Origin of the sequence: Rhizomicrobium sp. (assembly GCA_037200045.1) — a bacterium.
Lineage (GTDB): Bacteria > Pseudomonadota > Alphaproteobacteria > Micropepsales > Micropepsaceae > Rhizomicrobium.
The window spans coordinates 449,497-466,708 of record JBBCHM010000002.1 but is presented as its reverse complement, the minus strand read 5'-3'; the positions used below and the strand labels follow the sequence as shown (position 1 = coordinate 466,708).

Genomic DNA, 17,212 nt, shown 5'->3' with positions numbered 1-17,212 from the left:
GGGCTTGACCCGCCCACCCAACTGAATCACGCGGAGCCGCGGAGAACGCGGAGTCGAGCGCGATCCTCCGCGCCTCCGCGTCTCCGCGTGCGAATACGTCACTTGTGACATGCGCCGGCCTTTGCGGTTTCCAGATAGAACTTCTTCATGTCCCAGGCCCCGGTCGGGCAGCGCTCGGCGCACAGCCCGCAATGCAGGCAGACATCCTCGTCCTTCGCCATGACGCGCCCGGTCTTCAGCACGTCGGAGACATAGATATCCTGCGTCAGGTTCACACTCGGCGCCTGCAGATGGGTGCGCAGCACCGCTTCCGGATCGTTCTGCGTGAAGGTGATGCAATCCTCCGGGCAGATGTCGACGCAGGCGTCGCACTCGATGCACAGGCTCTCGGCGAACACCGTCTCGACATCGCAATTGAGGCAGCGCTCCGCCTCCTTGAAGCCGAGCTCGCGGGTGAAGCCCAGCTCCACCTCCATGTTCACGTCGCGAAGGGTCTTTTCCTTCGGCGCATGCGGCACCTTGAAGCGCAAATCCATCGACACGTCGTTGTCGTAGGACCATTCATGGATGCCCATCTTCTGGCTCGACAAATTCACCAGCGGCGACGGCCGCGCCCTCACGTCCGCGCCGTTGCAGAAAAGGTCGATCGAGACCGCCGCCTCATGGCCGTGCGCCACCGCCCAGATGATGTTCTTGGGCCCGAACGCCGCGTCGCCGCCGAAGAACACTTTCGGATTGGTCGACTGAAAGGTCACGGCGTCGACGACGGGCATGTCCCATTTGTCGAAGTCCAGGCCTAGATCGCGCTCGATCCACGGGAACGCATTCTCCTGGCCGACGGCCACCAGGACGTCGTCGCATTCCATCAGCACGTCCGGCTCGCCGGTCGGAACGAGATTGCGGCGCCCCTTGGCGTCCTTCTCGGCCTTCACCTTCTCGAACACCACGCCGGTCAGCTTGCCGCCCGCGTGCTTGAATTCCTTCGGCACCATGAAATTGTGGATCGGGATGTCCTCGTGCATCGCGTCTTCCTTCTCCCAAGGAGACGCCTTCATCTCGTCGAAGCCGGAGCGCACCACGACATCGACCTTCTCGCCGCCGAGCCGGCGCGAGGTCCGGCAGCAATCCATCGCCGTGTTGCCGCCGCCCAGAACGATGACGCGCTTGCCGATGCTGGTGGTGTGGCCGAACGAAACGCTCGACAGCCAGTCGATGCCGATATGGATGTTCGCCGCCGCTTCCGTGCGGCCCGGCAGTTCCAGATCGCGCCCGCGCGGCGCGCCGCAGCCGACGAACACCGCGTCGTAATCCTCAGCCAGCACGTTCTTCAGGCTGTCGATGCGCTGGCCGAACTTGGTCTCCGGCTCCAGCGCGAGGATGTAGTTGCACTCCTCGTCCAGTACATGTTCGGGCAGGCGGAATTTCGGGATCTGCGTCCGCATCATGCCGCCCGCGTTCGCGTCGGCGTCGAAGATCGTGACGTGATAGCCGAGCGGCAGAAGGTCGCGCGCCACGGTCAGCGAGGCCGGCCCCGCGCCGATCAGCGCGACGCGCTTGCCGTTCCTGGTCGCCGCCGCCTTCGGCATGCGGCCCGACACGTCGTCCTTGTTGTCGGCGGCGACGCGCTTCAGCCGGCAGATCGCGACCGGGTCCTCCTCGACGCGCCCGCGCCGGCAGGCCGGCTCGCACGGCCGGTCGCAGGTGCGGCCGAGCACGCCGGGAAACACGTTGGAGTGCCAGTTGATCATGTAGGCGTCGGCGTATTTGCCCTCCGCGATCAGCCTGATGTATTCGGGCACCGGCGTATGCGCCGGACAGGCCCATTGGCAGTCCACCACCTTGTGGAAGTAGTTCGGATCGCTGACGTTCGTCGGCGCCATCCCGGGGCGGCGCGCAGGCGCGGGCGCTGGGCGCCCTTCGGCCGTGACACTCATATGTTGGTTTTGAACTCCGTGCTCATGCCCGCCGGCTGTGTCAGGTGCCCCTTCCAGGCGGCGCACTTATAGACGCGTCAGTCCGGGTTTTCCCCTCAAACTTCAGTTTAGTCAGGGTGGTAGCGGGCGCAACAGGCTTGGCTGAAATCCGGTGGCCTCTGGCAACAAACCCAAAGGCTTGATCGGGCTTGCAAATCCGGCGGTTTCCTCGGGCCAAATCCCCTGACACTATGAGGGACATGGACATCACGCTCTCCGCCGACCACCGCGCCATCGAGGAAAATGCCGGCCGGGTCGTGGCCCGCTTCGGCGACGACTATTGGACGCAGTGCGATTCGGCGCCGCGATTCCCGTTCGAATTCCACAAGGCGATGGCCGAGGCCGGCTGGCTCGGCATCGCCATGCCGGTCGAATATGGCGGCGCCGGCCTCGGCGTCACCGAGGCGGCGATCCTGATGCACACGGTCGCGAAGGGCGGCGGCGGTTATGCGGCCGCGAGTTCGATCCATCTCAACATCTTCGGGCCGCACGCCATCGTCGTGCACGGCTCGGACGAACAGAAGCGCCGCATGCTGCCGCCGCTGATCGCGGGCGAGCAGAAAGCCTGCTTCGCCGTCACCGAGCCCAATGCCGGCCTCGACACCACGAGCATCGAGACCTTCGCGCGGCCGGCACCGGGCGGCTACATCCTGAAGGGCCGCAAGATCTGGACGACGACGGCGCAGGAGGCCGACAAGATCCTCATCCTCGCCCGCACCGCGAAGAAGGAAGACGGGCGCAAGCCGACCGACGGCATGACGCTGTTCTACACCGATCTCGACCGTTCGAAGGTGGAGGTGCGCCGCATCCCGAAGATGGGCCGCGCCGCGGTGGATTCGAACACCGTCTTCATCGACGATCTCTTCGTGCCGGAGGTGGACCGCATCGGCGAGGAGGGCAGGGGCTTCCGCTACCTGCTCGACAGCCTCAATCCCGAACGCATCCTGATTGCCGCCGAGGCCATCGGCCTCGGCCGCGACGCGCTGGACCGTGCCGCGCGCTACGCAAGCGAGCGCGTGGTGTTCGGCCGCCCGATCGGCCAGAACCAGGGCATCCAGCATCCGCTGGCCGAATGCTGGACCTATCTGGAAAGCGCCTGGTGGCTGACCCTGCGCGCCGCCGCGCTTTACGACGCTGGCGAGCCCTGCGGCGCCGAAGCCAACGCCGCGAAATTGCTGGGCGCCCGCGCCGCGTTCGACACCTGCACCAAGGCGATGATGACCCATGGCGGCATGGGCTATGCGAAGGAATACCAGATCGAAAGACTGCTCCGCGAAAGCATGATCCCGCGGCTGGCGCCGGTGAGCGAACAGCTCATCCTCTCCTTCATCGGCGAGAACGTGCTGGGCCTGCCGAAGTCGTATTGAGCCGCGCTTTTACCCTCCCGTTCACGGGGTCCGTAGCGACAGCGTACGGACGCGGCGCGAAGCAGAGCAGGGGTCGAAATTCGCGTCGCGCAGCGACGGGAATTTCGGGGAGGGGACAGCCTCTCCAGAAGAGTTCGGATTTTACCCCTGTCCCCTCCCCGAAAAACCGCTCGCGTCCGTTCGCTGTCGCTCACGGACCTCGCGCTTTTTCGACCCTCCCGTGAACGGGAGGGTAGTATGCGTCGATCCCGACACCGGCGGTTCGAGCCGATGGAGCGTCCGGGCCCCGCTGGTTCGGCTCGGGGCGCCCTGCCGGGCGACATCCACGCCGCGGAGTGATTTTGCCCGCCGCCGCGCTATAACCGGCGCATGGACCGTCTCATTCAAGGATACCGCGCCTTCAAGGCCCGCCGCTGGCCGGAGGAGCGCGCGCAATACGCGGAACTCGCCGCCAAGGGCCAGAAGCCGGCCACCCTCGTGATCGCCTGTTCCGACAGCCGCGCCGATCCGTCCACCATCTTCGACGCCGCGCCCGGCGAGCTTTTCGTGGTGCGCAACGTCGCCGGCATCGTGCCGCCCTACGAGACCGACAGCGGCTATCACGGCACCAGCGCCGCGCTCGCCTTCGCCGTGGTGCAGCTCGGCGTCAAGCAGATCCTCGTCCTCGGACACGCTCAATGCGGCGGCATCGCCGCGGCGCTCGACGGCAGCCTGATCGCGGGGGTTCCGTTCATCGGCAACTGGATCGCGCTGCTCGAACCGGTCCGCGCCCATTCCGCCCATATCCACGACGCCGCCGCGCGCCACGCCGCCATGGAGCGCGATTGCGTCGGCCTTTCGCTCGCCAACCTGCTCACCTTTCCCTTCGTGGCCGAGCGGGTGCGGGACGGGCGGCTGGCCTTGCACGGCGCACGCTTCGGCATCGCCGACGGCCGTCTCGAAATCCTGGATCGCGCCACGGGCGCCTTCGTCGCGGTGGAATGACATGGCTATCCCGACCCTCGAAACCGAACGCCTGATCCTGCGCGGCCACACGCGCGACGACTTTCCCGCCTATGCCGCGATGTGGGCCGATCCGGAGGTCACGCGCTTTATTTCTCCGCCGCTGTCGCAGGAGGATGCCTGGGCGAAGTTCATGCGCGTGTTCGGCCATTGGGCGCTGACGGGCCACGGCTTCTGGTCGGTGCACGAGAAAGAAACCGGCCGGCGCGTCGGCGAAACCGGATTTTTGAGCGTCAAGCGCGACCTGGTGCCCTCGCTCGAAGGCCTGCCGGAGGTCGGCTGGGCGTTCGACCGGCCGGCGCAGGGCAAGGGCTATGCGACCGAGGCGGTGCGCGCCGCGCTCGCCTGGGGCGAGGATCGCTTCGGCCGGACGCGCTTCGCCTGTATCATCGCGCCCAACAACGCGCCGTCATTGAACGTCGCCGCCAAGACCGGCTTCCGCGAAGCCGTCCGCACGACCTACAAGGGCGCGCCGACGGTGGTGCTGTATCGCGATCCGTGACTCGAACCCTCCCGTTCACGGGAGGGTCGAAATTCGCGCAGCGAATTTCGGGGAGGGGACAGCCTCTCAGGATGAGCGCGACCCGCGCCACCGTCCCCTCCCCGAAAATCCGCGTGTACACTGTCGCTACACGCCGCTCCGATTTTTCGACCCTCCCGTGAACGGGAGGGTTTGTCGGCGCCTCCACTTGCGGCATAACGACAGCCACGCCATCGGAACGCCCGCATGCCCGGTCTCTATTTCGAACAATTCCACGTCGGCCAGAGCTTCGACCACGCCATCCGCCGCACCGTGACGGAGGCCGACAACGTCCTCTTCACCGCGATGACGCACAATCCCGCCGCGCTGCATCTCGACGAGGAATACGCCAAGACCACCGAGTTCGGCGCCCGCATCGTCAATTCGCTGTTCACGCTCGGCCTGATGATCGGCATCTCGGTGCACGAGACGACGCTCGGCACCACCGTCGCCAATCTCGGCATGACGGACGTGATCTTCCCCAAGCCCGTCTTCCACGGCGACACGCTGCATGTGGAGACGACGGTTCTCGAAATCCGCGAGAGCAAATCGCGTCCCACGCAAGGCATCGTCGTCTTCGAGCACAAGGCGATCAACCAGCGCGGCGAGGTCGTCGCCCAATGCAGGCGCAGCGCGTTGATGCATCGGACGCCGGTCGATCCCGGTCTCAAAGAGCGGCAACGCGAGGCGGCCCGCAGGCTGATAGAGTTGGGCGGAAGCGACCCGAATGCGGTTGCAGCTCCTCGCCGACGCCCTTGGACCGATGACGAGAGTCAGTGAACTGACATGATCCTCCGCTCCCTCCTCTTCGTGCCCGCCGACAGCGAGAAGAAGCTCGCCAAGGCGAAAGCCTTGCCGGCCGACGCGCTGATCCTCGATCTGGAGGATTCCGTCGCGCCGCAGAACCGCGTCCGCGCGCGCGGCCTCGCGCGCGAGTTCCTCAAGGAGAAGCACCGCCCCGCGGTCTGGGTGCGCATCAATCCGGTCGGCTCGGACGATTTCGTCGCCGACATGCAGGCCGTTATCGCCGGCGCGCCGGCCGGCCTCGTCGTGCCCAAGCCCGACGGGCCGCAGGACCTGCTCACCCTCGACGCTCATCTCATCACGCTGGAGACGCAGGCCGGCCTCGCCCAGCGCTCGATCCGGCTCCTGCCCGTCGCCACCGAGACGCCGACCGCCGTGTTGTCGCTGCAGGACTATCGTTCGCCGCCGCCGCGCCTCGCCGCGATGAGCTGGGGCGCCGAGGATCTGGCCGCCGCGCTCGGCGCCGCGACCAACCGCGACGCGGCCGGCGAATTCCTCTTTGTGCACAAGATGGTGCGCGCCCTGGTCCTCATCGCCGCCAAGGCCGCCGGGGTCGATGCCATCGAGACGCTGCACGCCGATTTCCGCGACGGCGCCGGTCTCGAACGCGCCGCGCGTGCCGCCCAGCGCGAGGGCTTCTCCGGCATGCTCGCGATCCATCCTGATCAGGTCCCGACGATCAACGCCGCCTTCACGCCGTCAGCGGCAGACGTCGCGCACGCGGAGAAAGTCGTCGCCGCCTTCGCCGCGGGCGCCGGCGTCGCATCGCTCGACGGCAAGATGCTCGACCAGCCGCATCTCAAACAGGCGCGTCATGTCCTCGCTTTGTGTGAGGCATTGCGCTCAAGCAGCGAAGCGGTAGCGCATTAAAGACTCTTGTTGCGGGCCGCCATCCAGCCATAGAGGCCCGCCACCAGCGCCGCGAACACCACGATCCCGATCGGATCGGCGGCCGCGAAATCCGCCGGTACCAGCGCCAGCGGCGCGTCCTTCGCCAGCGCCACGATCAGTCCGGCGAGCAGGACGCCGAACAGGCTCTCGCCGACGATCATCCCTGACGCCACCAGCGTGCCCAGCCGCTCGGCGCGCTGCGGGTTGGCCGCGCGATGGGCGCCGCGATTGTAGAAATGCCCGATCACCGCGCCGAGCGTGATCGGCAGCGTCGCCGACATCGGCAGATAGATGCCGATCGCCACCGCCAGCGGCGGCAGGCGCAGCCACTTCAAGAGGCCCATCGCCTCGTCGGCGATCACCATGGCGACGCCGAGCGCCACGCCGATCCCGATCATCGTCCAGTTCAGATTGTGCCCGATCACGCCCTCGGCCAGCGCGGCTATCAACACCGCCTGCGGCGCGGCCAGCGCGTGCGCCGTCGCGTGCGGCGCGCCCGCGAAGCCATAGGCGTGCGCCAGGAGATTGAGCACCGGCGGGATCACCGCCGCGCCCGCCACCACGCCGACCAGGAGCGCGATTTGCTGCCGCCACGGCGCCGCGCCGACGAGCTGGCCGGTCTTCAGGTCCTGCAGATTGTCGTTGGAGATCGTCGCCACCGCGAACACCACCGCCGTCACGATCAGCGCGAAGGCGACCAGCGGCCGCGGCGGGCCGGGCAGGGCGACGAGCAGCAGAAGTCCGGCGCAGGAGACAACGGTGAGAATGCCGACGCTGCTGATCGGGCTGTTGGACGAGCCGAGCAGCCCCGCCATGTAGCCGCACACCGCCGCGATCAGAAATCCCACGATCAGCACGAAGGGCAGCGACGCCAGCGTCAGCGTCCAGGCCTGGCCGCCCAGCCCCGCCGCGCTGGCGAAGCTCGCGATGACGAAGGCGGCCAGCGCCAGGCAGGCCAGCGTCAAGCCGCCGATCCAGCCGCCGCTCAGATCGCGGTCGCGCACGTCGATGCCGGCCGCGGTCGTGCCGCGCGCCGAGGCGAGGGTGCTCACCAGCCCGACCATGACGGGCCGCGCCAGCTTGACGAGCGTCCAGATCGCCGCCACCGCGATGGCGCCGGCGCCGATGAAGCGGACCTGGTGGCTCCAGATCGCCATCACATGCGCGTCGAGCGCGGCCGACGGATCCGGCATCGCCGCGGTCAGCACCGGCACCGCCACGCCCCAGCCCAGGATCACGCCGAGCAGTCCAGCGATGCCGACCGACAGGCCGACCAGGTGTCCGGCGCCGACCAGCGCCAGGGAGAAGGAAAAATCGAGCGTTGTGCCGCCCTTGCCGATGGTGAAGAACCGCTGGAATTCGCCCGTCGCGATCTGCGTCGCCGCCACCGCCACCATGCCCAGCGCGGCGAGCGAGCCCAGCACCACGGCCAGGAATCCCTCGCGCGCTTCCGCCGGATCGGCCTTGCTGCCGTCCTCGCGCTCGCCGGCCCCGACCTTCAGAACCTCCGCCGCCGCCACGCCTTCGGGGTAGGGCAGGTCGGAATGGGTGACGAGCGCGCGGCGCAGCGGAATCGTGAACAGCACCCCCAGCGTGCCGCCGCTGAGGCAGATCAGGAACGAGGTCCAGAACGGAAAGCCGGTCCACCAGCCGACGATGACGAGCCCCGGCAGCACGAAGATGATCGACGACAGCGTGCCCGCCGCCGAGGCGACGGTCTGTACGATGTTGTTCTCCAGGATGGTCGAATTGCGGAACGCGCTCAGCACCGCCATGGAGATCACGGCCGCCGGGATCGACGACGCGAAGGTCAGCCCGACCTTCAATCCCAGATAGACGTTGGCGGCGGTGAAGATCAGCGTGATCAGCACGCCAAGGATAAGGCCGCGGATGGTGAGTTCGGCGGCGGGGCGCATGGAGGGGGAGGGCATGGCGACTCTTCGATGGCAGCCGGGCGACGTTACAGGAACGGCCCACCGTTTCACCCTCCCGTTCACGGGAGGGTTGACCGTGAAAGCGCGGCCTCAAGTAGCGTAAGCGGTAGGCCGCGCTTTCCAAAAAAAAGAGGGAGAGCTTTCGCCCTCCCTCTCCTTCGGACGCCGCCGTTTGCCCCCGGCTGCGTCCACGCGGACTGGAAATTACGGGGTCGTCGAATAGTGCACGACCTGCACATTGTTGCCGACCGCCGAGGACGTCACCCCGACGCTGCCGCCGATATTGCGGACCGCCACATTCGCCGTCGAGAACACGTTGGAGGTGTTGGTCTGCGCCAGGTTGGTCGGCGCGTTGGCGGCGTTGGTGTCCTCGGTATAGGTGTTGCCATAGGCGGTCGACTGGACCGCGACGTCGCCCGCGACATTGCTGATCTTGCCGTTGATCTCCGAGCCCGGATCCTGGGCGCCGCAATATTGCTTGCTGTCCACCGCGGTGACGTTGGGATCGGTCGACACGTCGGTCGAGTTGCAGACCGCCGTCCCCGAGATGCTCACGCCGCCGCCGACGCCGTTGACATTGGCCGTGACCGTCGAGCCGATATTGGTGCTCTCGTCGTCCTGGCTCGACTTCACATGGGTGTCGTCGAAGGTGACGGCTTCGAACATGTTGCCCGCGCCCTGGCTCTGGATCACCACGTCGCCGCCGACATTGTTCGCCGTCGTGGTCACGGTGGACCATTGGGCGCCGAAGCTCACTTGGCCGTTCAGGATCGTGCTGCCGGTAGCCGTCGCGGACGAGCCGTTACTCTGACCCGCGAAGGCCGTCGCCGGCAGGATCGCTAGAGCCGTAGTAGCGATAAGGATCTTGGCGAGACGCGTCATTGTTGTGTTCCTCGTTGCGGGCGGTGACGGGATTGTTGTCGTGATGGTCGAGCGGCGGGGTGTGGTCGCCGGCGTCGGCCAGCGGATCGGTGCTGGCGGTGCAGGAGCCGCTGGTGTGGTAGAGCCTGGCGGTCATTTCCAGCACGGCGCGCTCGATCACCGAGCGGACCGCGAGCTGGATCGGCTCCAGGGCGCTCTCGCCCACCGAGGCGTCGAAGAAGTTCGCGCCCAGGAAGTCGAACACGCCGGCCGAGACCTGATGGCCGATGATCTGCTTCTGGTAGGAGATCACGTCGACCACCTGCAGCGTCTTGGTGTCGACCAGGCGAAGATCGAGGCCGACATTCATGACGTACATGTTGCCGCCGACCTGGCCCTTCAGCCCGTTGGTGGCCGTGCCGCCGCCGTCGCCGCTGGCGCCTTCGGAGCGGATGTTGAAGTTCAGCTCGGTGATGCCGCCGACCAGGTAGTAGTCGGAGCCCGGGATCGAGCCGGCGATGATCTGGCGATAGTCCGGGCCGCCGGGCTGGCCGCCCGCCTGGTCCGCGCCGATCAGCTTGTTGTTGGCGTATTTGAGCTCCATCTCGGCGACCGAGGTGTCGAAGCGCTCGACCAGCTGCACGCCGGCCTTGCTGAGCGCGCTCATCGCCATCAGGGCGGCGCCCTGGGTGATCTTGCGGCCCGAATTGTCGCTTTCGGCCTTGCCGGTGTAGTCGGCGATCTGGCCGACCGCGACCTTCAGCGGACGCTGGCCGGTGTATCCGGCCATGCAGCGCAGGGCGGCGGAGTAGGGCGTCTCGTTGGAGATCACCGGCGAGCCGCCGATCGGCGCCGTGTAGCGGCCGGTGATGCTGTCGGCCTGCGGGCTGATGCAGCCGGCGAGCGACAGGCCGGCGATCACGAGGATCAACGGCTGTAGGAGATACTTTTTTCCGCGACGAGTCATGGGAGGGGCTTCCCTTTGGCTTTCTGCTGTTAGTGTCCGTTGACGGTATTGGTGGCTGTCTGATTTCCGTTGTTGGTCTGCACGGCGTTGACGACGACGGTGTTGTTGTTTCCGAGGGTCACGACGTTGAGCTGATTTCCGATGGCCGTTGCCGCACCCGTCGTGCTCGATGCACCGCTCGTGCCAGCGCCCGAGAAGGACGAGCTGACGCCCGAGCCGGCGGCGCCGGCGCCCGCGGCGGGGCCGAAATTGGCGCTGGTGAACACGCCGTTCACCACGGTGAGATTGCCGTTGGCGTCGCGCAGCGAGGTGTTGGGCGGCGCGTTCTCCTGGCCGGCCTGCATGCCATAAGGCGCGTTGTAGTTGCTGGCATTGCTGTAATCGCCGGCCTGGGCGGCCGTGGCGAAAACCGCGAAGGCCGCGGCGGCAATGCAGAACTTGGTGTGCTTGGCCATGTTGGGTCTCGATGCGTGAATGGTTCTGCCACCCAGGTGAGCAACCCCCGTGCCATGGCGCTGCGGCGCGCCCAGGCGCGCCAGCGAATTGTCACGCGGAGCCGCGAAGAACGCGGAGGAAAGCCGGGAATCTCCGCGAACTCCGCGGCTCCGCGCGAGTCATTTGGACCGATCCGCGGTCCGGCGGCCGGGGGCGTGTTTCAAAGCGGCACGCGGCTGCGCTAGTTTGGGGCACACGCCGCCCGGAGACCTTATTGGCCACGCTGGAATTCTTCTTCGACTGCTCCTCGCCCTGGAGCTATCTGGCCTTCACGCGCGTTCAGCCCATCGCGGCGCGCACCGGCGCCGACATCGTCTGGAAGCCGGTCCTGGTGGGCGGGGTGTTCAACGCGGTTAACCGCGAGGTCTATGAGCGCCGGGCCCATCCCGATCCGCGCAAGGCGGCGTACGAGGCCAAGGACCTGCAGGACTGGGCGCGGCTCCTGGGCCTTACCATCGTCATGCCGCCGCCGGTCTTTCCGGTGAAGGCGACGGCCGCGATGCGTTGCGCCCTGGTGGCGCAGGACGAGGGCAAGCTGGTTCCCTTCGCCCGCTGCTGCTTCGAGGCCTATTGGTCGGAGGGCCAGGACATCAGCCTGCCGCATGTCCTGCTCAAGGTCTGCGCGGCGGCGGACCTGGACGGCGAGCACGTGCTGGCGCGCAGCCAGGAGGCCGACATCAAGGATCGCCTCCGGACCAACACCGACGAGCTCATCGCCCGCGGCGGTTTCGGCGCGCCGACCCTATATGTCGGGGGGGCGGACATGTATTTCGGCAACGACCGGATGGAACTGGTGGAAGCGGCGCTGCGCCGCTGAAGGAATAGAGCATCATGGCGTTTTTCCAGGAAACCCGCCCCACGCGCGAGCCCTTTCTGCGCGTGCCGGCCTCCGTCTTGGTCCTGATCGGCGTGCTCGTCCTCGCCCATGTGGCGCGGGTGCTGGCGCCCGCCGCGGTGTCGGATGCCGTCCTGAACCTGTTCGCGCTCGATCCGGTGATCTATTCGGCCAGCGCCTTGAAAGCGCTCGGCGCGCAGATGCCGAGCCTGATCGAGCTTCTGGTCCCGCCCCTCGGCCACGTGTTCCTGCATGCGAACTTCACCCACCTCGCTTTCAACTGCGTGTGGCTGCTGGTGTTCGGGCCGGTGGTGGCGCGGCGCTACGGCCTCGTGATGTTCTACGTCTTCTTCTTCCTGTGCGGCCTGGCCGGTGCCGCCGCCTTTGTCGGCATCGAATGGGGCCAGAATGTCGGCGCCATCGGCGCCTCGGGCGCGATCTCCGGGCTGATGGGCGCCAGCATCCGCATGCTGCGGGTGCGCGAGCCCTGGCTGTTGGGCGCCACCTTGCCGCTGATGCCGCTGCGCTCGAGCCAGGTTCTGGTGTTCAGCGCGGTCTGGCTCGTGGTCAATCTCGTCACCGGGATCATCGGCATCGGCCCGACCGGCACGCTCCAGGCGATCGCCTGGCAGGACCATCTCGGCGGCTACCTCGCCGGACTGCTGCTGGCCGGGCCGTTCGACGTTTATTTCGGCCCTTTGCGGCGTCTTCGCGGCCGCGGTGCTTGAAGCCGGCGCGCGCCATCCTACGTAAAGAGTAGGGTCTTGGCCGTGCCGGTCGGCGCGGCGGCCTCCAGGAGGTTTTGCGATGTCCGATGCGCCCAACAGCACTGGCAATCCGTCGCCCGGCCCGGCGCCGCTGGCACCGGCCCACCCGCCGTTTCCCATCGTCCGGCTGCTCTACGCGTTCGGATATGGGCTGATCGCGTGGTTCGTGCTGCACGTCATCTTCGTTCTCGCCGCCGTGCAGTTCGTGATGATCGCGATCAACGGACGCGCGCATGACGAGATTAAATCCTTCTGCGCATCGCTCCTTCAATATGAGTGGGAGCTGCTCGCCTTCATCACCTTCGTGCGCGACGAACAGCCCTTTCCGATCGGCCCGTTCCCGAAGCATGCGTAAGGAAAACTATTTTCGCATCGCAGCATTTCACTCATCGATGAATGAGTGAATATGTGCTTATGCGAACGCGCTTAGCGCGCGCATAGCGCTCCGTTCGTGTGACATTATCAGCACGAGGCACGCGCGATTTCGTGCGCGCATTATTGCCACGTCGATAATGTTCTTGCTCGCCCGTTGAGCTTGCTCATATCGTTCCAAAGCCGAATTGCGTCGGTCTGGGTCCACTTGGAGAGCGAGTGGGGCGCAATGGGCAATAAGGCGACGAGCTATGCGTCGCCACAACGGGGAGCTCACTATGCCTGCAATGCGTTCGGTCGCGACCGTGCGGCCCGTCACCTTCATCGGTGCTTTGTTGCTGTCGACGGCGTTCACGGCGCCGGCCTTCGCGCAGATCGAAACCGTGGTCGTCACCGCCGAGCGCAAGGCGGAAGACATCCAGTCCGTTCCCATCGCCGTCACCGCCTTCGGCGCGGCGGACCTCGCGTCGCACCAGATCCTCCAGCCGAAGGACCTGCAATTCGCCACGCCGAGCGTGACCTACACCAAGACGAACTTCACCGGCACGAACTTCCAGATCCGCGGCATCGGCACGCAAGTCATCTCCGGCGACGCCGAAGGCGGCATCGCGTTCAACGTCAACGACGTCTATTACGAGGCGGCCGGCGTCGACTCCGGCCTGTACTACGACCTGGAGCGGGTCGAGGTGCTGCGCGGCCCGCAGAGCACGCTGTACGGCCGCGGCGCGACCGGCGGCGCGGTGAACGTGTTCACCGCCAAACCGCATCTCGACGAGTTCTCCGCCTCGGTCGAGGGCAATTACGGCAACTATGACGGTTCGGAGATCAAGGGCATGGTCAACGTGCCCATCATCAACGACGAGCTCGGCGTCCGCCTGGCGGCCGACTGGGTCCGCCATGACGGCTTCTCGACCAACGTCAATCCCGGCGTCACGGACCATCATCCCGATTCGCGCGACGAATGGTCGGGCCGCGCCAGCGTGCGCTGGCAGCCCTGGGACGGCACGACGATCGACATCGTCGCCGACCATGGCGACGAGAACGACACGCGCATGCGCGGCGAGAAGCAGCTTTGCCATTTCGACCCGACCGGCGTGCTGGGCTGCCTGCCCGACGCCGTCGCCTCGCAGCCGGTGAACCTGAACGCGACGTTCTTCAACATTCCCGTCAGCCGGCAGGCGACGGTCGGCGCGTTCGGCGCCGCGCCGCCGGCCGGCATCGGCCCGGCCTTCGCGGCCGCGCTGGGCCTGTTCGACCTGTCGCAGCCCTATGTGGCGCCGGCCGGCGCGGTGCCCTCCGACCCGCGCACGATCAATTCCGACTTCACGCCCTTCACCAAGGGCCGCAGCAACTCGATCAGCGCCGAGTGGAAGCAGACGATCACCGACTGGCTGGATGCCACGCTGGTCGGCGGCTATGCCGACGGCCACCTGGTCAACCAGGAAAGCTACATCAACCAGCCGGGCGCGAACTTCGATCCGGTCACGCTGGCGACCAGCAAGGCCGTCTTCGACGGCGTGCTGGCCCAGCTCGGCACCACGTTCGGGCAGCCCAATTACGCCAATCCCGCGACCGGCCCCTACGCCTTCGTCTTCGCCCATCCCGGCCAGCTGCCGACCTCGAATTTCAACAATCTCGGCATCATCGGCGGCTCGATCAACCGCTACACGTCGAACGAATTCGCCTACGACCAGTCGAACGGCAACAACGTCCAGAAGTCGCTCGAACTGCGCCTGGAGACCAAGCTCGACGGTCCGCTGAACTTCGCGGCGGGCGTCTACTATCTCAACGAGAACGCGCATGGCGACTACTATGTCGGGTCCAACACGCTCGACTACGGCCAGACGCTGTTCGGCGGCATCGGCGGGGCGCAATTGTTCGGCACGCCGCTGCAGAACCTCTGCATCAGCCCGGCCAACGGCAATGGCTGCATCTACGGCACGCCGTGGTACGACAACGACACCGAGCGATCCTTCGTGGAATCCAAGTCGGTTTACGGCGAAGGCTACTGGGACATCGTGCCCGACGAGCTGAAGCTGACGGTCGGCGCCCGCTACACCGAGGACCGCAAGCAGTATGTCGGCCGCATCACGATCTTCAACGGCTTCGTCCCGAACGGCACGACCGACCGCGAGGCCGCGATGGCGCAGCTCGTTTCGTTCGGTCTGGTCGACTTCGACGCCGCGCGTCCGGGCAACCAGAACTTCGAGGAGACCACGAGCAAGTTCGACAAGCTGACCGGCCGCGTCGTCCTGAACTGGACCCCGAAGCTGGACTGGTCCGATCAGACCACGGTCTATGCGTCCTATTCGAAGGGCTACAAGGCCGGCGGCGCCAATCCCGGCATCCAGCCGAACAACCTGACCGGCATTCCGGCCTTCTACGCGCCGGAGTCGATCGACGCCTACGAAATCGGCACCAAGAACACCTTCTTCGACAGCACGCTGCAGGCGAACCTGACCGCCTGGTACTACAACTACGCCAAGTACCAGATCTCCGAGATCCTCGCGAACACCTCGGTCAACGCCAACACGAACGCCTTCCTGAACGGCGTCGAAGGCGAGTTCGTGTGGGCGCCTCCCCAGGTGCCCGGCCTTCAGTTCAACCTGAACACGAGCTGGACGGAGACCAAGCTCGGCCAGGGCGGCCAGATCGATCCGCGCAACCCGACCGGCGGCCTGCCGAACGCGCTGCTGATCAAGGACGGCACGCTGAGCTCGACCAACGCGCAGAACTGCGTTCTCTACTACAGCGGTTCGAACTTCGCGTCCGACTTCGCGACCCTGAGCGCCCTTTCCGGCGGCATCTTCTTCGCCCCGCCGGGCGGCACGAGCGCGCTGGCGGGCGCCGGCGTTCAGCACGCGGCCTTCGGCATCTGCACGCCGTCGGTCCTCAACGGCGCCCTGGCGCCGGCCCTGGCGTTCACGAACTTCTCGACGCAGGGCACGACGGCCAGCCAGCAGCTCGCCGGCGCGGCGGTCAATCTGCAGGGAAATCAGCTCGCCAACACCCCGCCCTGGTCGCTGAGCTTCGGCATGCAATACGGCACCGATGTCGGCGCCGGATATACCTTCGTCGGCCGGTTCGACTACTACTGGCAGGCCGCGATGTGGGGCCGCATCTTCAACGATCCGGCGGACCGCATCCGCAATTTCGGCACCGCGAACCTGCAGTTCACGCTGAACTCGCCGGACGACACCTGGTACGCCCAGATCTACGGCCGCAACATCTTCAACTCCACGAACCAGACCGGCGAATATCTGACGAGTTCTTCGTCGGGTCTTTACACCGGCGCGTTCTACGGCGACCCGCGCATCATCGGCGGCGCCATCGGCGTCCACTTCTGATCGCCGGCCTTCGGCCAACGGAAAGGGCGCCGGTTTCCGGCGCCCTTTTTGTTTGGCCCGGCCGCGACAGGGGAGCCATTTTCTCGGACGCGGCGATGGCCTAGCGTTCGCGCTCCCACGTCCAGGAGGATCCGATGGAAACCCGCAAGCTTGGCAAATCCGGCATCGCCGTCTCGGTCATCGGCCTCGGCTGCAACAATTTCGGCGCCCTGCCGGTCGAGGCGTCGCGCCGCGTCGTCGACCGCGCCCTGGAACTGGGCATCACCCTCTTCGACACCGCCGATGTCTACGGCAATCGCGGCGGCTCGGAGGAGCAGCTCGGCGAGATCCTCGGCGCGCGGCGCAAGGACATCGTGCTGGCGACCAAGTTCGGCATGCCGATGGACGATGCGGGCGCCAAGTCCGGCTCGTCCGCCGCCTATATCCGCGCCGCCTGCGAGGCCAGCCTCAAGCGGCTGAAGACCGACTGGATCGATCTCTATCAGCAGCACCGGCCCGATCCCAACACCCCCGTCGAGGAGACGCTGCGGGCGCTCGACGATCTGGTGAAGGCGGGCAAGGTCCGCGCCATCGGCTCCTCCAACATGCCGGCCGACCAGCTCGCCGCCGCGCACGAGACGTCGCGCAAGAACCGCCTCGCCGCCTTCGTCACCGCGCAAGACGAATACAGCCTCGTGCTGCGCGACGTGGAGCGCGCCTTGGTTCCGACGCTGGAGCAGGAGGGCATGGGCCTGTTGCCCTATTTCCCGCTCGCCAGCGGCCTGCTCACCGGCAAATACCGCCAGGGCGCCGAAATCCCCGCCGACACGCGCTATGCCCGCATGGGCCGTTTCGGCGAGCGCTACATGACGGAGGAGAACTGGCGCATCGTCGGCGGCCTCACGGCCTTTGCCGAGACCCGCGGCCGCACGATCCTGGACCTCGCCTTCGCCTGGCTGCTCGCCCATCCCTGGCTCTCCAGCGTGATCGCCGGCGCCACGCGCCCCGAACAGGTCGAGCAGAACGTCAAGGCGGCGGCGTGGAAACTTACCGCCGACGAACTGGCCGAAGTGAACCGGATTTCCGCGAAGGCCTGAG

At 66.7% G+C, this 17,212-nt stretch carries 15 protein-coding genes; 10 read left to right on the top strand and 5 right to left on the bottom strand.

From position 1 onward, the window contains the following. Positions 1-98: 98 nt before the first annotated feature. Positions 99-1,880, bottom strand: a complete 1,782-nt coding sequence (locus WDM86_17345; GenBank protein MEI9991791.1) for an FAD-dependent oxidoreductase — start codon at positions 1,878-1,880, stop codon at positions 99-101. Between the two features lie 293 nt (positions 1,881-2,173). Here WDM86_17345 and WDM86_17340 point away from each other — a divergent pair, with 293 nt between their 5' ends. From WDM86_17340 to WDM86_17320, 5 genes are all read left to right on the top strand, one after another. Further along, positions 2,174-3,340: an acyl-CoA dehydrogenase family protein gene (locus tag WDM86_17340; protein ID MEI9991790.1), complete on the top strand. Its 1,167-nt coding sequence runs from the start codon at positions 2,174-2,176 to the stop codon at positions 3,338-3,340. Positions 3,341-3,709: 369 nt separating this feature from the next. Beyond that, the gene (locus tag WDM86_17335; protein ID MEI9991789.1) at positions 3,710-4,324 is read left to right on the top strand and encodes a carbonic anhydrase; all 615 of its coding nucleotides are present in this window, start codon (positions 3,710-3,712) and stop codon (positions 4,322-4,324) included. 1 nt (position 4,325) lies between these two features. Beyond that, complete coding sequence (locus WDM86_17330) at positions 4,326-4,844, top strand: GNAT family N-acetyltransferase (protein MEI9991788.1); 519 nt, start codon at positions 4,326-4,328, stop codon at positions 4,842-4,844. 225 nt (positions 4,845-5,069) lie between these two features. After that, positions 5,070-5,642 (top strand): MaoC family dehydratase, encoded by a 573-nt coding sequence (locus tag WDM86_17325; GenBank protein MEI9991787.1) that lies wholly within the window; start codon positions 5,070-5,072, stop codon positions 5,640-5,642. A 6-nt stretch (positions 5,643-5,648) separates the two neighbouring features. Further along, complete coding sequence (locus WDM86_17320; protein ID MEI9991786.1) at positions 5,649-6,536, top strand: CoA ester lyase; 888 nt, start codon at positions 5,649-5,651, stop codon at positions 6,534-6,536. On the opposite strand, the gene WDM86_17315 is transcribed toward WDM86_17320, so the two are convergent. From WDM86_17315 to hfaA, 4 genes are all read right to left on the bottom strand, one after another. Then, positions 6,533-8,488 (bottom strand): oligopeptide transporter, OPT family, encoded by a 1,956-nt coding sequence (locus WDM86_17315; protein MEI9991785.1) that lies wholly within the window; start codon positions 8,486-8,488, stop codon positions 6,533-6,535. The two genes, WDM86_17320 and WDM86_17315, sit on opposite strands and share 4 nt — an antisense overlap. Positions 8,489-8,695: 207 nt before the next feature. Then, positions 8,696-9,373: a hypothetical protein gene (locus tag WDM86_17310; protein ID MEI9991784.1), complete on the bottom strand. Its 678-nt coding sequence runs from the start codon at positions 9,371-9,373 to the stop codon at positions 8,696-8,698. Beyond that, entirely contained in the window at positions 9,294-10,319 is a 1,026-nt protein-coding gene (gene hfaB, locus WDM86_17305) for a holdfast anchoring protein HfaB (protein MEI9991783.1), read from the bottom strand. Before hfaB ends, WDM86_17310 begins: the two co-directional genes overlap by 80 nt. Positions 10,320-10,348: 29 nt before the next feature. Continuing rightward, complete coding sequence (hfaA, locus tag WDM86_17300; protein ID MEI9991782.1) at positions 10,349-10,774, bottom strand: holdfast anchoring protein HfaA; 426 nt, start codon at positions 10,772-10,774, stop codon at positions 10,349-10,351. Positions 10,775-11,028: 254 nt separating this feature from the next. On the opposite strand from hfaA, the gene WDM86_17295 reads away from it, so the two are divergent. From WDM86_17295 to WDM86_17275, 5 genes are all read left to right on the top strand, one after another. Further along, positions 11,029-11,631 carry a 2-hydroxychromene-2-carboxylate isomerase gene (locus tag WDM86_17295; GenBank protein MEI9991781.1) on the top strand — a complete coding sequence of 201 codons (603 nt, stop codon included), beginning with the start codon at positions 11,029-11,031 and terminating at the stop codon, positions 11,629-11,631. Positions 11,632-11,645: 14 nt separating this feature from the next. Further along, on the top strand, positions 11,646-12,377 hold the full coding sequence (locus WDM86_17290) for a rhomboid family intramembrane serine protease (GenBank protein ID MEI9991780.1): 732 nt from the start codon (positions 11,646-11,648) through the stop codon (positions 12,375-12,377). Between the two features lie 79 nt (positions 12,378-12,456). Beyond that, positions 12,457-12,771, top strand: a complete 315-nt coding sequence (locus WDM86_17285) for a DUF4389 domain-containing protein (protein MEI9991779.1) — start codon at positions 12,457-12,459, stop codon at positions 12,769-12,771. A 295-nt stretch (positions 12,772-13,066) separates the two neighbouring features. Then, on the top strand, positions 13,067-16,135 hold the full coding sequence (locus WDM86_17280) for a TonB-dependent receptor (protein ID MEI9991778.1): 3,069 nt from the start codon (positions 13,067-13,069) through the stop codon (positions 16,133-16,135). A gap of 134 nt (positions 16,136-16,269) precedes the next feature. After that, the gene (locus WDM86_17275; protein MEI9991777.1) at positions 16,270-17,211 is read left to right on the top strand and encodes an aldo/keto reductase; all 942 of its coding nucleotides are present in this window, start codon (positions 16,270-16,272) and stop codon (positions 17,209-17,211) included. Position 17,212: the final 1 nt, after the last annotated feature.

Coding starts and splice junctions, on each gene's coding strand:
- hfaB (MEI9991783.1), bottom strand. CDS start 10,319: ATGACTCGTCGCGGAAAAAAGTATCTCCTACAGCCGTTGATCCTCGTG.
- WDM86_17345 (MEI9991791.1), bottom strand. CDS start 1,880: ATGGCGCCGACGAACGTCAGCGATCCGAACTACTTCCACAAGGTGGTG.
- WDM86_17320 (MEI9991786.1), top strand. CDS start 5,649: ATGATCCTCCGCTCCCTCCTCTTCGTGCCCGCCGACAGCGAGAAGAAG.
- WDM86_17290 (MEI9991780.1), top strand. CDS start 11,646: ATGGCGTTTTTCCAGGAAACCCGCCCCACGCGCGAGCCCTTTCTGCGC.
- hfaA (MEI9991782.1), bottom strand. CDS start 10,774: ATGGCCAAGCACACCAAGTTCTGCATTGCCGCCGCGGCCTTCGCGGTT.
- WDM86_17285 (MEI9991779.1), top strand. CDS start 12,457: ATGTCCGATGCGCCCAACAGCACTGGCAATCCGTCGCCCGGCCCGGCG.
- WDM86_17275 (MEI9991777.1), top strand. CDS start 16,270: ATGGAAACCCGCAAGCTTGGCAAATCCGGCATCGCCGTCTCGGTCATC.
- WDM86_17280 (MEI9991778.1), top strand. CDS start 13,067: ATGCCTGCAATGCGTTCGGTCGCGACCGTGCGGCCCGTCACCTTCATC.
- WDM86_17340 (MEI9991790.1), top strand. CDS start 2,174: ATGGACATCACGCTCTCCGCCGACCACCGCGCCATCGAGGAAAATGCC.
- WDM86_17310 (MEI9991784.1), bottom strand. CDS start 9,373: ATGACGCGTCTCGCCAAGATCCTTATCGCTACTACGGCTCTAGCGATC.
- WDM86_17315 (MEI9991785.1), bottom strand. CDS start 8,488: ATGCCCTCCCCCTCCATGCGCCCCGCCGCCGAACTCACCATCCGCGGC.
- WDM86_17325 (MEI9991787.1), top strand. CDS start 5,070: ATGCCCGGTCTCTATTTCGAACAATTCCACGTCGGCCAGAGCTTCGAC.
- WDM86_17335 (MEI9991789.1), top strand. CDS start 3,710: ATGGACCGTCTCATTCAAGGATACCGCGCCTTCAAGGCCCGCCGCTGG.
- WDM86_17330 (MEI9991788.1), top strand. CDS start 4,326: ATGGCTATCCCGACCCTCGAAACCGAACGCCTGATCCTGCGCGGCCAC.